The organism is Undibacterium sp. WLHG33 (assembly GCF_049544815.1).
Lineage (GTDB): Bacteria > Pseudomonadota > Gammaproteobacteria > Burkholderiales > Burkholderiaceae_D > Undibacterium.
In genome coordinates, this window is the sequence record NZ_CP186697.1 from 851,620 (window position 1) to 867,612 (window position 15,993).

Sequence of the window (15,993 nt, forward strand, 5' to 3'; positions counted from 1 at the left end):
TCAGCATTGCAGGCATCCCAGCCACTGATGGCGTGCTGGCTCTTGTGCAGCACATGTTTGTGCGAAGTAAGGGCTTGAAAGTGGCGAACACTGACACCATCTACTGCGCACATTTTTGTTTGTTTGCTGATGGGACTTGCACATAACCAGGTCATGCTTCAATGCAAATCAGTCTGTGTTTGTGATAAGCCCGTTTTACTTCGGTAGTTTTACTTTCGTCATTATTTTAGGAGTTAATATGAATCTTCGTCCCCTGCACGATCGCATTATCGTCAAACGTCTGGATCAAGAAACAAAAACTGCATCCGGCATCGTTCTGCCAGACGCAGCAGCTGAGAAACCAGACCAAGGTGAAGTATTAGCCGTTGGCGCTGGCAAGCAGTTGGATAACGGTTCGGTACGCGCACTGGAAGTGAAAGTCGGCGACCGCGTTTTGTTCGGTAAATACTCTGGTCAGGCTGTTAAAGTTGACGGCAACGAAGTGCTGGTCATGCGTGAAGAAGATATCTTCGCGATCGTACAGAAGTAATTCCTTCCCCGTAGCACTAAAGAAATCCACAAGATTCTGGAGAAAATAACATGGCAGCTAAACAAGTAATTTTTGGCGATGACGCACGTGCGAAAATCGTTAATGGCGTAAATACTCTGGCAAATGCAGTAAAAGTCACTCTGGGCCCTAAAGGCCGTAACGTTGTTCTGGAACGCTCTTTCGGCGCGCCTACAGTAACTAAAGACGGCGTTTCTGTTGCGAAAGAAATCGAACTGAAAGACAAACTGGAAAACATGGGCGCGCAGCTCGTGAAAGAAGTTGCTTCCAAAACGTCTGACAACGCTGGTGACGGTACAACAACAGCAACCGTATTGGCTCAAGCGATCGTTCGCGAAGGCTTCAAATATGTTGCAGCTGGCTACAACCCAACTGATCTGAAACGCGGTATCGACAAAGCTGTGACTGCGCTGGTTGCAGAAGTCAAAACTCTGTCCCGCCCAACGACAACCAACAAAGAAATCGCTCAGGTTGGTTCTATCTCTGCGAACTCTGATGCAGACATCGGCGACATCATTGCTAACGCAATGGACAAAGTCGGTAAAGAAGGCGTGATCACTGTTGAGGATGGTAAATCCCTCAACAACGAACTCGATATCGTTGAAGGTATGCAGTTTGACCGTGGCTACCTGTCACCTTACTTCATCAACAACCCAGAAAAACAATCCGTTGTTCTGGAAAATCCATTCATCCTGCTGTTCGATAAAAAAATCTCGAACATCCGCGATCTGCTGCCAGTACTGGAGCAAGTTGCTAAGTCCGGCCGTCCACTGCTGATCATCGCTGAAGACGTCGATGGCGAAGCACTGGCAACTCTAGTGGTCAACAATATCCGTGGCATCCTGAAAACAGCGGCTGTTAAAGCACCTGGCTTCGGTGATCGTCGTAAAGCGATGCTGGAAGATATCGCGATTCTGACTGGCGGTAACGTGATCGCTGAAGAAGTTGGTCTGACACTGGAAAAAGCAACTCTGACAGATCTGGGTCAGGCTAAACGTGTAGAAATCGGTAAAGAAAACACCACCGTGATCGACGGCGCTGGTCAGGCTATCAATATCGAAGCACGCGTTAAACAAATCCGCGCACAAATCGAAGAAGCCACTTCTGACTACGACCGTGAAAAACTGCAAGAGCGCGTTGCCAAACTGGCAGGCGGCGTTGCAGTGATCAAAGTTGGTGCTGCAACTGAAGTTGAAATGAAAGAGAAAAAAGCGCGCGTTGAAGATGCTCTGCATGCAACCCGTGCTGCGGTTGAAGAAGGCGTTGTTCCTGGCGGTGGCGTTGCTCTGTTGCGCGCTCGTGCAGCGGCAGGCGTGATCAAAGGTGACAACCATGATCAGGACGCAGGTATCAAGCTGGTATTGAAAGCAATCGAAGCACCATTGCGTGAAATCGTGGCAAATGCCGGTGGCGAACCATCTGTTGTGGTCAACGCGATCATCAATGGCTCTGGCAACTACGGTTTCAATGCGGCTAATGACACCTACGGTGACATGATCGAAATGGGTATTCTGGATCCAGCAAAAGTAACACGCTCCGCATTGCAAAATGCAGCGTCTGTTGCTGGCCTGATCCTGACTACCGATGCTCTGGTTGCTGAACTGGCAGAAGACAAGCCAGCTGCTGGTATGGGCGACATGGGCGGTATGGGCGGCATGGGCGGTATGGGCGGCATGATGTAATACTGCTTGCTGCTCAGTTTGAGCTGCACACTGAAAAGCCCTGCAAGCATTTTGCAGGGCTTTTTTACATTTCAGCGCTGTCTTTTCCACAGCTTCCTCACCATGCGTAACGCAAGCGGAAGCTGAATTATGTTATTGATTTCTTCCCGCTCCCCTCTTCATCAGCCCTGTTCTGTCATGGTTTACGTCCTGCTCTGACGCCTGCGTGGCACAGTGCTGTAACTGCACCGCCAAAGAACAGAGATATTTATCATCACATATCTTGACAGCAGGATTGATGACTCAGATACTGCGAAATCTGAAAAATTATTTTCATTATTTCGACATCAGCGCCGATTAATCCGGCAGATACTGCCGCCTCTGATTTGTACGCTGATGTGCTTAGTATCCAATTTCCTCATCCCGGAGACACAATGGCGTTGCAGCAATTATCTGAAGAGCAGATACGCACCTGGACCCGCGCTCAGAAAGACGAGTGGTGGTTCAACAATATTTATCGCGGTGATATGCCGCAGCTGACGGTCCGTTCAGCACTGACAGGCTTTTTATTGGGTGGCATTCTGGCGGCAACAGCGCTGTATATCGCAGCGAAATCCGGTGTGAATATCGGCGTCGGTCTGACGTCCGTGATTCTGGCCTTTGCGCTGTTCCGGATTCTGTCCAAAACCGGTTTCGCCAGAGACTTTACCGTTCTCGAAAATAACTGTGCGCAATCAATCGCTACTGCCGCCGGTTATATGACCATGCCTATGGTGGCACCGATTACTGCGTACATGCTGGTGACAGGGAAAATTATTCCGTGGTGGCACATGATGATCTGGATGGTGGTCTGTTCGGTACTGGGTGTACTCGTCGCTTTTCCATTGAAACGCCGCTTCATTAACGAAGATCAGTTGCCGTTCCCGGAAGGCCGTGCCTGCGGCGTGGTGCTCGACACTTTATATTCCGGCGACGGTAAGGAAGGCATGCGTCAGGCAAAACTGCTGGGACTGACAACATTGTTTGCCGGTGCATATCAGTTTCTTATCAGCGATGGCTGGATGCGACTGCTGCAATTCAAGCTGCTGCAAATGGACAAATGGGCGGGCATGAAAGAAGCCTGGCATTTGCAGGAAAGGTTTGACGAATACTATTACATGGCGGCGGTGAAATTTGATTTGTGGATACCCAAAATTCTGGGCATCGATTTCCGCACCCTGGGCCTGCGCTTTACCGTCGATGCGGCCATGTTCGGCGTCGGTGGTCTGATGGGGATACGCGTCGCTAGCAGTCTGTTATTCGGCAGCCTGCTGAATTTTGCGGTACTCGGTCCTCTGATGATACGTCAGGGCGATATCGTTGAACGCATTGCTCCGAGTGGTAAAGTGGTCCCGATTTCACGCGTTGAAATTCTGAATCAGTGGGGCTTGTGGTGGGCGGTATCGATCATGGTCGTCGGCTCTATCGTCACGCTGGCAGCCAAACCGGAAATTTTCACCAGCTTATTCAAATCTTTCGGTCAGAAGAAAGTGCCAGGCAACAACAATGATTTACTGAAAAATATCGAATTGCCGCTGATGATTTCCTACATCGGTATTCCGGCTTTCAGTCTGCTCGGCGCATGGCTGAATTTCAGCTTTTTCGGTGTGCCTATGGTACTGACATTTGCAGCTTTGCCATTGGTTCTGCTGCTGTCAGTCATTTGTGCAAACTCGATGGCACTGACTTCCTGGACACCCACCGGCGCACTGTCAAAAATCACCCAGATCACGATGGGAACGATAGATCGCGTCAACCCTGCCAGCAACATGATCCCGGCAGGCATGACAGCCGAAGTGGCATCGAATGCATCTAACTTATTATCCGACATCACACCGGGTTACATGCTGGGCGCGAAACCACGTCAGCAGGCGATTGGCCACATCATCGGTATTATTTCAGGTGCGCTCGCTTGCGTACCGATTTACTACCTGCTGTTCCTGCCTGCCGACGCGCAGGGAGTGCGCGATACGGCAAGCATCGTCAGCGATCAGTTTTCTCATCCGTCCGCGATGCAGTGGAAAGGTATGGCAGAACTGATCGCCAAAGGCGTCAGCAGCCTGCCAGGCTCAGCAATTATGGCGATGGTCATCGCGGCGATTGCGGCGTTAGTAATCGAAGGTGCTAAGATCTTTACCAAGGGCAAAGTGCCGGTATCCGCTGTCGCTATCGGTCTTGGCGTTGTCTTACCGCCGGACGCATGCCTGGCAATGTGGATAGGTGCAGCCGTATTCTGGTGGATGGGTCGCAAGCATCCGGAAAAAGGCACAACTGGTCATCAATTCTGGGTTGAAGGTTGCGAGCCTATCTGTGCCGGTTTAATTTCAGGTGCTGCTCTGATGGGCATAGGCAATGCGCTCATCAATGTGCTGATGTAACCTGTCACGCCATCACAGTCTGTCGGTACAGACATCGAAGCCCCGCACGATGCGGGGCTTTTTTTACCTGAGGTTTGCCGGAATACTGCCGAGTTGCTGATCAACGAAAGCATCAAATGCCTGCAGTAAACATTGATATTTGTGTTCATCGTTCTCCAACCGCATCAGCGCATACGCACACGCTTCCAGACTCGATAATTGATCCGGCTTATGGGCTTTTCGTATCCGGTAATGCGATGCCGGCATCTGCTCCAGACTCAGACGTGGCAAAGCTTGCAGCAAAGGATTCAGATACAGCATTTTGCGACTTTTACGCCAGGTTGCATCGATAATCACCAGTCGCAGTCCTTGTATTTGCTGACTCGCCTGATATTTTTCTGCCACAGGCAAGGCCAGATCTGCGGCTTCGATGAGAGACGTATCAGGATAGAGCAACACAGGCCGAATTTGCGCCACAGGCCGCGTATCATTTGAGACATCCATCGCCGCATCTGCAGCTACATCGGCAAGCCCATCAGCCGGTGCATACAAGGCCTGCAGCAAAGTTTCGGCAGTAAAAACCTCGCCCGTCAGAACACATGAATGCTGCAGACATAAATCCAGCAGACGTACGCTGCCTTTCGCATTCTTCGCTTCCAGCGGATGCTGCAGTATCAATACCTCCACCTCGTTGTTAACAGGCACGATACAGTTGCAGATACACGCAGATGGCGGGCGCAGGCAGCGCTGACAAATCGCACGTTTACCAGAAGTAAGAAAAATCCCAGAAAAACTCATACGATAAGACAGTTCATGTGTATGCCGCACAAGCTGAGCTGAGTGTGGCGGAATACCGCTCAAAGCAAATCATGCAGTGCTTCCGCCAGATACGGATACTGAAATTCATACCCCAGCTCCGCAACGTGCATCGGTTGTACACGTTGCCCCCCGGTCAGCAATTCTGCCATCTCGCCCATCGCCAGTTTCAACAGAAACGCAGGAGCAACGAACAACGCGGGGCGATGTAAGGCGGCAGCCAGAGTGCGGGTGAATTCACGGTTAGTCACAGGATGCGGGGCGACCATATTGTATGACCCGGCTGCATTTTTATCATCCAACAAATAGCGCACGATCGCCACATAATCCTGCACATGAATCCAGCTCATCCACTGTTTGCCATCACCAATCTGCGCCCCAAGAGCGAGGCTGAATGGCAGGCGCATTTTTTTCAGTATGCCGCCGGCAGCATCCAGCACCAGTCCGGTACGTAAGATGCAGAGACGTATTCCCATCTCCGTGGCTCTGGCTGCAGCAGCCTCCCAGTCGGCGCAAAGGTGCGCACCAAAATCCTTACCCACAGCTGCCTCTTCGCTGAACCACTGATCGCCGCCACTACCATAAATACCCACTGCCGAGCCGCTTAAAAACACTTCCGGCTTAAAGTTAGCGGCAGAAATTTTTTGCATGAGTCTTTCAGTCAGGGCAATCCTGCTGTCACGTAATACTCTTCGCCGTGCAGAAGTCCAGCGTTTATCGACTATCGGCTCCCCGGCCAGATTAATCACCGCATCAAACTCGGTATCCACATGATACTCATCCAGCGATTGCATCGCGTTAACCGCATTGCCGCACAAAAATTTCACCGTTTCCGGATGACGGCTGAAAACGGTCAGCACATGCCCATGTTCAAGTAAGGACGAGCATAAGCGACGGCCTATCAATCCGGTACCACCTGTGATCAGAATACGCATATCTGCCTCGTAAATTTTTAATTAAGTTCTGTCTTCTGTCGCCACTTTCACATTCCTGCTTTGCGGTCTGATGAGCAGCGAAAAAGCCGCAGCCAGCAGGTATGCCAACAATGCAAAAAATACTTCAGTATCATCTGAAGTGATAATCAGCGTAACTCCTCGAGCAGGCGCAGGCCATCATCAAAATTCCAGACGCGACGCACTTCTATCACATCATATTGTGCGGCGATATTCGGCGGGAATGCCGCATATCTGGCGTTGATACGAACAATATTGCGCACTGCCTGATCCAGATCAGCACGTCCGCTCGAGCGGTGTATCGTGACTTCTTCAACACTGCCGTCGCTGCGGATCGCCACCGTGACGACAGGATCACCGCGCGCTTTATCACGCGAGGTCTGGGAAAAATTCAGATTCCCGTTTCTCTCAATTTTCTGCTTCCAGCTATCGACATACATGCGTAGTTGTATATCTTTTTCCGCGCTGCCTAACACACTGCGGCGGCGCGGCCGCTCTTCGGTATCAGCACGCGGCAATGGCGGCGCACCGCGCAGCAGGTCCAGGCCCCGCGCCTGTTCGCGTGAGCGGTTCGCCAGATCGCTGCTGAGTAAGCTTCGGGGCAAAACGAAAGACGCCGTCGTGTCACCGCTTCCCGTTGCATTGCCTGCAGCTGATCCTGCTACCGTATTTGGATTGCTGGCGACAGCCGCTTTGCCGGCAGAACTGCCGCCGCCCACCTTACCTGCAATGGCTGTCAACTCGATAGCCTTGGCTGTCTTATCTGCGCCTGCCGCGAGTGCTGCCAGCTCACGTTCGCGTTGCTGCACCTGCGCAGCCTGTTGACGGGAATCTTCGGCACGCTGTTTTTCAAGCCGTTCCTGCAGCGTTTTTTGTTGCGCCTCTTGTGCTTGTTGCAGTGCCTGTTGTTGTATTTTTTGCTGCGCCTGTTGATCCGCCATTTTTTCGATTTTCTGGCGTTCCTGTAATGCCTCGTTTCTGGCCTGAGCGATCTGCATTTCCATCTGTTGACGACGTAAGGCTTCCTCCTGCTGACGTTTTAATTCTTCTTCGCGTTCTTCTGCCTGCTGGCGGGCGGCTAGTATGGCAGCCTGACGTTCTTTGCGTTGTTGCTCGCGTGCGGCAATCTCCAGTTGCATCTGCTGCCTCAGGCTGTCGTCAACCAGTTTCAGATTGTCGCTTCGTTGCAGCGCCATCGCAGCCAGCGCGCTGGCATTCGCTTTACCTGCCTCCTGCAAAATACGCTGCTGTTGCTGCCCGGCCTCCTGTTGCTGTTTCAGTGCCAGCGCCGCGTCCGCCTCGGCACCTGCTGCCTCCGCGACCTGCTGGCGGCTCGCCTCTTCCATCTGCTTCATGCTTTGTTGTGCTGATGCCGGCAAAGGAATTGTCTCTTGCAATAATTCTCTGGTCGCCTGCAGAATTTTTTCTTGATGCCGTTCGCGCTGCTGTACATCGCGCTCATAGCGGCTGACCACGACGGGCGGCGACTCAGACAAATCCTCACCGGATTGGCTGACAGGATCTGGAAACGGTTTCGGTTCTTCACGCTGTACGGGTTCTTTTTTGCTTTCTTCCGGATCGCGTACCGCGACGCTGAACGTCTCGTTTCTGACACTATTCTGGGTAATGATATCGGGCACATCAAGTGCAACAACACGAGGGGGGCGCGGCATCTGTGCCGGAATCCGGGTCACCGACTTTTTCACTTTCGCCGCTTTGCTTGATATTTTTTTTTCCGGCACAGGTACGCTTACAGCGGGAACCGATGGTGCCAGTAATTGTATGCCCTGCGTCACCCCTGATTTGCGTGTCGGAGTGATCGCCCCGACAGCAGAAGCCTGTGGCGACGCGGTCAGCGGTGGCATCTGCGATGGTACGCTGCTGAGTGTTTGAGTTGCGCCGTTTATAGCAGCAACAGGATCGGTATGGCTGATATCAGAGGCTACCGGTGCTGGGATAGAGGCGGCAACAGAGGCAGCAGAGGCCGGAGCGACATCGGCAATTTCTACACTGACCGGCACTGTTTCTGCGCGGCGTTTATCCCAGGGGACTTCCAGTCCAGGCAAGCCGACACCCGGTAAGCCGAACTGCAAAGACAGGATAAAAGCATGTACCAGTAAAGAAATTAATAAGCCGCCCGTCAGGCGTTTTTTAATCTCATCAGGCAATGGATGTTCAGTTTTGACTGGAAACAGATTCATGCAGCAACGATTGGCGTATTCGGCTAAATTTCAGGTTAATCAAGAACCGGGCATTGGCGATGATGTCTTACACTGTTGTCTTCGCCAGAGCTCATTATCGCATGCTCTGCAACTCATATTGCGGCAGAATCCAAAGCACAGATGAGCAGTGGCTACCGGTAAAAGTCAGCTGGCGGAATGAACAAAACCCCGGAGGCTTTATACTATGGCGCCATCACTGCTCTCCAAGCGCGGAAAGAACGACATGTTAAAAAAAATCTCTATCATAGACTCTCATACCGGCGGTGAGCCGACCCGCATCATCGTTGGCGGCGGTCCGGAATTAGGAAACGGTACGCTGGCCGAACGTCTGCAAATTTTTCGCGATAAATTTGACCACTATCGCAGTGCAACGGTGTGTGAACCACGTGGCTCGGATGTCATCGTCGGCGGACTTGCCTGCACACCGGCAGATCCAACCTGTATTGCCGGGATCATCTTTTTTAATAACGTCGGCTATCTCGGCATGTGCGGTCACGGCATGATAGGTTTTGTGGCAACGCTGGCTTATCAGGGCAGGATCAGCGCCGGACAGCATCGCATAGAAACACCGGTCGGCGTCGTGAATGTGGAATTGCATGATGATCACAGTGTGACCGTACACAATGTTCCCGCTTATCGTTACCGGACTGCCGTCAGTGTGGAAGTGCCCGGCATAGGCGAGGTCTGCGGCGATATTGCCTGGGGCGGCAACTGGTTTTTCCTGATGAATCAGCACGGGCAAGAATTGCGTCTGTCGAACGTAGAGCACCTGACGGATTATGCATGGCGCGTAAGACAAGCATTGGAAGCCAGCCAGATTACTGGCGAGAACAACGCGCTGATTGATCATATTGAATTGTTCGGCGCCGCGACCAAAGCGAATAATCACAGCCAGAACTTTGTGCTCTGCCCCGGCAAAGCCTATGATCGTTCGCCTTGCGGCACCGGCACCAGCGCCAAGCTGGCTTGCCTTGCGGCAGACAATAAACTCGCTCCGGGTCAGCTATGGCGCCAGGAAAGTATTATCGGCAGTGTCTTCGAGGCATCGTATCAGTTGCCAGCCTCGCCTGAGAGTCAGGCAAGCGGACAGATATTGCCGAGCTTACGTGGAATGGCCTTTGTCAACATGGAGGCAGATATACTGCTGAATGAGGAAGATCCGTTTGTCTGGGGCATACGCTGAACCGGATAGCGGGTGCGGACGCACCTCCGGATAATGTAACAAATAGATATAAGCAACATTATTTTTATTTCCCAAAATCAATAAAGTGACATAATTAGAAAAATCAACAAAATTATCGAATTAATCGTTTTTATGACCGAAGATTACAAAAAGAAACCTTATCTGACACCAAATGAAGTAGCGCAATGGATGATGGTGTCGCCAATTACCGTAAGGAGTTGGGCGCAAAGAGGTTTATTGCAGGCAGAAGTCACGCCTGGCGGACATCGTCGGTTTCGTCTGGAAGAAGTTGAGCGTTTCGCCCGCCAGTGGAATCCCGCCGGTAATAAAGGGCCAAAGAGAATTCTGATTGTCGATGACAATAAGGCTTTCGCCGGATTCCTGATGGAATTACTGGGTGAAGGCGAACATCCTATGATAGTCGAAGCCGCCTATGATGGTTTCGATGCCGGACGTAAAGTACACACTTTCTCGCCGGATATTATCCTGCTCGACCTGATGATGCCGGGGATCAAAGGGACGGAGGTCTGCCGTCAGATCAAAGAAATACCGGGACAAGCCAATGTCAGGATTATCGCCATGAGCGGTTACCTGAGCCGGGAAAACGAAGCAGAACTCCTGGCAGCGGGTGTCGAATGTTGCTTTTCCAAGCCAATTGATACAGCTCGCTTGTTCCAGGTCATCGGTCTGGACATCTGAGCATGTCAGAATACGTCTGTCGCCCCTAAATCATCTCCGTCCGGCAGGTCAGACTGGCTCTCATCATTCACAGCGCCTTATCTGACGATGACGACAATTTGTTACCACGATGAAGGCTGAATAAACGACGTCATGCTCATCCACAGGACAAACGTAAAACATCGCTTGCCACGCCAGCAAATATATCTGGTCGGCGCTTTTGTCGCCTTGTTTTTACTGGCGATGATGCTGCCTCTGACAGAGTTTAACCTTCCGCACCATTATTTCCTGCCGCTGCATACCTTCCTGGAATTTGCTGCCATCCTGTTCGCATTTCTGGTTTTTGCATCAGTCTGGCATACGCCGGAAAAGGAAGTTTCCACGTCATCGCTACTGATCGCGGTTACTTTATTGGCTACCGGCTGGCTCGATTTTGCCCACGTCATGTCGTATAAAGGCATGCCGGATCTGATCACTCCATCCTCACCACAAAAAGCGATTGCTTTCTGGCTGTTCGCGCGCATCCTGTTTGCCGGTGTGATTTTATTTGTCAGTTTTTTCCCTCATCTGCATCTTCCCGGACGCCGCTTCCGGTATATGTTGCTGGCCATTTTCAGCGCGATTAATCTGGCCGTCTTGTGGCTGGTTTTTTTTCAGGAATCCAGCCTGATCGTAACTTACGACGAAAGCACGGGATTAAGTCAGTTCAAAATCATCACTGAGTGGGTAATTACCGCCATGCTGGCGGTCGCGGCCTTCCGTTACTATCGTCTCGCATGCGCATCCGGCCACGAATTTTCAACGCTGATGTTCTCCGCGATTGCCATCTCTGCTATGAGTGAGTTTTTTTTTTGCTGACTACGCGATCGTCAGCGACACCTCCAACTTAACTGGTCATTTTTACAAAGTTGTCAGTTATGCGCTGATTTACCGTGCGATGTTTGTAGTAATTGTGCGTAAGCCATACCAGACACTCGCCCGGCATGCGGCAACCGTGCAAAAAATTAATGAGACCCTGCGTTCGCAGGCGATGGCGCTGGAGTCATCAGCAACACCGATTTTCCTGACCGATGAAAACGGCATACTGCGCTGGCGCAACCCGGCATCACGCGCCATTCTGCCTCCCGATGCGTCCGAAGTCGCCGGTAAGGCATGCCTGTTTGCAGCGCCGATCACTCCCAATCCCAAAGTCGCTGCAGAATTAAAGAAAACAGTCGAGGCCGGGCATATCTGGCGGGGCGCCATCACCATCAGCAGAAGTGATAAAGAAACTTTCATCATCAACCGTACTGTTACCCCGCTGCTGAATGACAACGGCATCATTGAGGGTTATGTTTCAGTCGGTGAAAACATCACAGAAAGCACCAAAGCCTTATTACGGCATAAACGTGTGCTCGATACCGCGATTGATGGTTTTCTGATCCTCGATGATCAGGGCAAGCTGCTCGAAGTCAATGACGCCTACGTGAAAATGTCAGGCTATGCGATGGAACAATTACTGACAATGCATATCACTCAGCTCAAAGTGATGCAGGATGCGGAGAATATTGAGGATCACCTGCAAATCATCAGGGCACAAGGTCACGATCAGTTTGAAACGCATCATCGACATCAGGATGGTCACATCTTCAGCGTTGAAATTTCCGCGACTTACGATCCTGAGTCCAGGCATTTCTTCGTCTTCATACGCGACATTTCTGAACGAGAAAAAGCGGAGAATGACAAGCAGGAGCTGGAACGGCAGTTACAACAGTCACAAAAGATGCAGGCACTGGGGCAGCTGACCGGCGGCATTGCACATGATTTCAATAACATTCTGGCTGCCATCCTCGGCTATTCCAATCTGGCACTGGAACGCTTCGTCCCTGATCAGCAAAGCAAACTGGCGGTCTATCTGAAAGAAATCATCACGGCCAGCGAACGTGCACGCGATCTGATCGCAAAAATGCTGACCTTCACCCGTACGCAGGCCAGCAGCAGCGTGAATCTGATGTCTCCCGCCGCGGTCATACAGGAAGTTGTGGCGATGATGTTACCGTCACTGCCTTCCAGCATACAGTTACAGAGTCATATCGAAGATGATCTGTGCATCCGTATGGACGCAGGAGAATTAAGCCAGATCCTGCTGAATCTCGTCATCAATGCGCGCGATGCGATTGACACTCACGGTGTGATCGATATTCATCTGCACCAGACCGAGTTGGATGGAGCAATCTGCGCCATCAGTCAGCAACGGCTGTCCGGGACTTATCTGGCAATTGATGTCTCTGATAATGGTGCAGGTATCTCACCGGAACACATGTCACGCTTGTTCGATCCTTTTTTTACGACCAAGGAAGTGGGCAAAGGCACAGGTCTGGGTTTATCTATGGTGCAGGGCATACTGCGACGCTCGGGTGCCCATATTCTGGTGGAATCGCGTCCTCATCTGGGAAGTCGCTTCCGGCTTTTGTTTTCTATCGTCGCTGATTCGGATTGTCAGGAACCATCTGCAAAACTTGTCAGTACCGAAGGCGCCAGTGGCAATGGACAATGCATCTGGGTCGTCGATGACGAACCGGCGGTCGGCAGATTTCTGCAGGAGCTGCTGGAAGGTGCCGGTTATCAGGTCGAATTATTTACGGATCCGTACAAGGTGATGAATGCACTCGCCAACGACGATATCGCTATCGATTTACTGATCACGGATCAGACGATGCCGGGCATCACTGGTCTGACGCTGACCCGCTACCTGCACAGCATGCAGGCAGATTTACCAGTGATTCTGTGCACCGGTTACAGCGATGGTCTGAACCGGGAAGAAGCCCTGCGTAAAGGAATAAGTCATTACTTCACCAAGCCGGTTCCCGCGGCGGACTTAATGAAAACAATTGCCGATATTTTCGCGCACAATCACAAGAAACATTGATGTAAAGCAATGCACACTTTGCAATCCTCTGTCCACTTGCAAACAACAAATCGATAAATTCGATTGACTCGATATAATTAATCAGATTAACATTTCCACCTGGAAATAATTTCCGCGCTCTCATCACATTGATGGTGCGATTCTGATCCGATATTTTCTCAACAGGTCTGTCAGCGAAACGCCTCTTTGTCTCAGGTGAGTAACCTGCTTTTGCCGCGAGAACGCTGATCAGATAAAAAAAAATCCCTTTCAATGAATGCGAAGGATAGTGATGCAACTGACAGACAATAACAATGCCACCCCGAATCCCGTCGCCGGGCTGAGTTCACTGGAGTTTCTGGCATTCACACTGGGCAAAGAAGAATACGGTATTAACATTCAGCGGGTGCAGGAAATTCGCGGTTACGAAGCAGTGACGCGGATTGCCAATGCGCCGGATTTCATCAAAGGCGTCATCAATCTGCGCGGAGTGATCGTCCCCATCGTCGATATGCGTATTAAATTTAATCTGGACAATCCGGCGTATGACGAATTCACCGTTGTGATTATTCTGCATGTCTGCAATCGTATGATAGGCATGGTCGTCGATAGTGTTTCCGACGTCATCAACCTGCAGCAGGAACAAGTCAAGCCAGCACCTGATATCGGCTCACTCAATAGCAGCCATTTAATAGGCGTCGGCACATTAGATGACCGCATGCTGATTCTGATCGACATAGACAAACTCATTTCCAGCAGTGATATGGGTTTGATAGAACAACTGTCTGAATAATCTCATTCATCTCAATCGTTGGATGAATACAGACAGCTCCGTTTCAACTCACTCACCTGAAGAGAATACAAATGAATATGAATATGAAAGTCGGCACAAGATTAGGCATAGGTTTTGGTGTCGTCGTCATGCTGTTGATCGGCATGACCTTGTTTGGCATCAACCGCATGAGTTCTCTCAATGACGGCACCAGTCTGCTGGTTAATGACCGTTACCCAAAAGTGGTGCTCGCCAATGAAATACTTGATGGAATTAATTTCAATGCACTTGCAATGCGGAATTTACTGATCACAGAAGACCCGGAGAAAATTAAAGCAGCACTCAACGAAATAAAATCCAATGTCACACGTGTTGGTGAAAAAATTGCCCAACTGGACAAAACGATTTCGACGGAAAAGGGCAAGCAGGTTTTCAATGATGTAAAAGAGGCGCGCAGTAAATACGTTGTTACGCAAAATGAGTACCTGAAGTTGATTGACGAAGGTAAAAAACAGGAAGCCGGCGAATATCTGTTGTCGTCTGTCGTACAAGCTTAGACCGGCTATTTCTCTCAGGTACAAAACCTGATTGCCCTGATTGGCACCATCATGGTTAAAAGCGGTGAGGATGCTGAACAAAATTATCAGAGCAGCAGAAATATGCTATCGGGAATTGCGATCATTGCGATTCTGCTGGCCTGCGGTTTCGCTTACTGGACAACACGCAGCATTACCCGGCCATTGAATCAGGCTGTACAGATTGCCCGCACGATTGCCGATGGTGACCTGACCAGCAACATTCAAGTCGAATCCAGCGACGAAACAGGGCAGTTACTGCAGGCGCTGAAAGACATGAATAACAGCCTGGTCAGAATCGTGGCACAGGTCAGAACAGGAACCGACACCATCGCATCCGCTTCAACCCAGATCGCGGCAGGAAATCTGGATCTGTCTTCACGCACTGAAGAACAGGCAAGCTCGCTGGAAGAAACCGCCGCATCGATGGAAGAACTGACCAGCACCGTCAAACAGAATGCCGACAATGCACGTCAGGCAAATCAACTCGCAGCAGAAGCGTCTGATGTGGCAATCAAAGGCGGCGAGGTGGTCTCTGAAGTGGTCAGCACGATGTCATCTATCAATAATTCGTCGAAAAAGATCGTTGATATTATCAGCGTCATTGACGGCATCGCATTCCAGACGAATATTCTTGCGCTCAATGCCGCTGTCGAAGCAGCACGTGCCGGCGAACAAGGCCGCGGCTTCGCTGTCGTTGCCAGCGAAGTGCGCAATCTGGCGCAGCGCAGTGCTGCCGCCGCGAAAGAGATTACCGTGCTGATCGGTGACTCTGTCGATCAGGTGGCAGCAGGTACGCTGCTGGTCAATAAAGCCGGCACGACGATGAGCGAAGTCGTCAACAGTGTTCGCCGTGTCACCGACATCATGGCGGAAATCACGGCAGCGAGCCATGAACAGAGCACAGGAATCGAACAGGTTAATCAGGCAATCGCGCAGATGGATGAAGTGACGCAACAAAATGCCGCGCTGGTTGAAGAGGCAGCGGCAGCAGCGGCCAGCCTCGAAGACCAGGCCGCTAATCTGTCGGAATTGGTCGATGTATTCCGCATAGACAGTACACAAATCGTGGCAACACCTGCCACTCACACTGCGTCGAACATACAAAAAGCCAGTGCAGCAATCCGCCCTGCCGCGCAGAACACCGTAAAACGCCTGACAAACACCTAAGAAACTCCTGCGCTGTCCGTCTGCGACAACAAGGACTTCATCAATGGTGAGCAACAGTAGCAAGACGCCGGGGCAGTATCACTTCAGTGTGACCTGCTCCGGCGCAATCGTGTACCTGAACAACTGAAGTCTG

General features: G+C 51.0%; 12 protein-coding genes and 1 pseudogene. 10 read left to right on the forward strand and 3 right to left on the reverse strand.

Going from position 1 to position 15,993, the window contains the following annotated elements:
* Positions 1–238 precede the first annotated feature (238 nt).
* The 3 genes from groES (at position 239) to ACOTSW_RS03915 (ending at position 4,625) form a co-directional block, all read left to right on the forward strand.
* Entirely contained in the window at positions 239–529 is a 291-nt protein-coding gene (gene groES, locus ACOTSW_RS03905; RefSeq protein WP_423681110.1) for a co-chaperone GroES, read from the forward strand.
* Between the two features lie 50 nt (positions 530–579).
* Entirely contained in the window at positions 580–2,229 is a 1,650-nt protein-coding gene (gene groL, locus ACOTSW_RS03910; RefSeq protein ID WP_423681111.1) for a chaperonin GroEL, read from the forward strand.
* A 413-nt stretch (positions 2,230–2,642) separates the two neighbouring features.
* Complete coding sequence (locus tag ACOTSW_RS03915) at positions 2,643–4,625, forward strand: OPT family oligopeptide transporter (RefSeq protein WP_423681112.1); 1,983 nt, start codon at positions 2,643–2,645, stop codon at positions 4,623–4,625.
* 63 nt (positions 4,626–4,688) lie between these two features.
* Here the strand turns inward: ACOTSW_RS03915 and ACOTSW_RS03920 are convergent, their stop codons facing one another.
* The 3 genes from ACOTSW_RS03920 to ACOTSW_RS03930 form a co-directional block, all read right to left on the reverse strand.
* The gene (locus ACOTSW_RS03920) at positions 4,689–5,402 is read right to left on the reverse strand and encodes a tRNA-uridine aminocarboxypropyltransferase (protein ID WP_423681113.1); all 714 of its coding nucleotides are present in this window, start codon (positions 5,400–5,402) and stop codon (positions 4,689–4,691) included.
* A gap of 59 nt (positions 5,403–5,461) precedes the next feature.
* Positions 5,462–6,355, reverse strand: coding sequence for a TIGR01777 family oxidoreductase (locus tag ACOTSW_RS03925; RefSeq protein WP_423681115.1), 894 nt, complete (start codon positions 6,353–6,355; stop codon positions 5,462–5,464).
* Positions 6,356–6,501: 146 nt separating this feature from the next.
* The gene (locus tag ACOTSW_RS03930) at positions 6,502–8,574 is read right to left on the reverse strand and encodes a TonB family protein (protein WP_423681116.1); all 2,073 of its coding nucleotides are present in this window, start codon (positions 8,572–8,574) and stop codon (positions 6,502–6,504) included.
* A 244-nt stretch (positions 8,575–8,818) separates the two neighbouring features.
* Between ACOTSW_RS03930 and ACOTSW_RS03935 the strand changes: the two genes are divergently transcribed.
* From ACOTSW_RS03935 to ACOTSW_RS03965, 7 genes and pseudogenes are all read left to right on the forward strand, one after another.
* Positions 8,819–9,778, forward strand: a complete 960-nt coding sequence (locus tag ACOTSW_RS03935; protein ID WP_423681117.1) for a 4-hydroxyproline epimerase — start codon at positions 8,819–8,821, stop codon at positions 9,776–9,778.
* 132 nt (positions 9,779–9,910) lie between these two features.
* Positions 9,911–10,477, forward strand: coding sequence for a response regulator (locus tag ACOTSW_RS03940; RefSeq protein WP_423681118.1), 567 nt, complete (start codon positions 9,911–9,913; stop codon positions 10,475–10,477).
* Positions 10,478–10,609: 132 nt separating this feature from the next.
* Positions 10,610–11,314 carry an MASE3 domain-containing protein gene (locus ACOTSW_RS03945; RefSeq protein ID WP_423681119.1) on the forward strand — a complete coding sequence of 235 codons (705 nt, stop codon included), beginning with the start codon at positions 10,610–10,612 and terminating at the stop codon, positions 11,312–11,314.
* On the forward strand, positions 11,295–13,364 hold the full coding sequence (locus tag ACOTSW_RS03950; RefSeq protein ID WP_423681120.1) for a PAS domain S-box protein: 2,070 nt from the start codon (positions 11,295–11,297) through the stop codon (positions 13,362–13,364). Before ACOTSW_RS03945 ends, ACOTSW_RS03950 begins: the two co-directional genes overlap by 20 nt.
* 271 nt (positions 13,365–13,635) lie before the next feature.
* Positions 13,636–14,136, forward strand: a complete 501-nt coding sequence (locus ACOTSW_RS03955; RefSeq protein ID WP_423681121.1) for a chemotaxis protein CheW — start codon at positions 13,636–13,638, stop codon at positions 14,134–14,136.
* Between the two features lie 71 nt (positions 14,137–14,207).
* A complete protein-coding gene (locus ACOTSW_RS03960) occupies positions 14,208–14,672 on the forward strand; it encodes an MCP four helix bundle domain-containing protein (protein ID WP_423681122.1) in 465 nt (154 codons plus the stop codon).
* A 159-nt stretch (positions 14,673–14,831) separates the two neighbouring features.
* Positions 14,832–15,860: pseudogene (locus ACOTSW_RS03965) on the forward strand (methyl-accepting chemotaxis protein); the annotation flags it as partial.
* Positions 15,861–15,993: the final 133 nt, after the last annotated feature.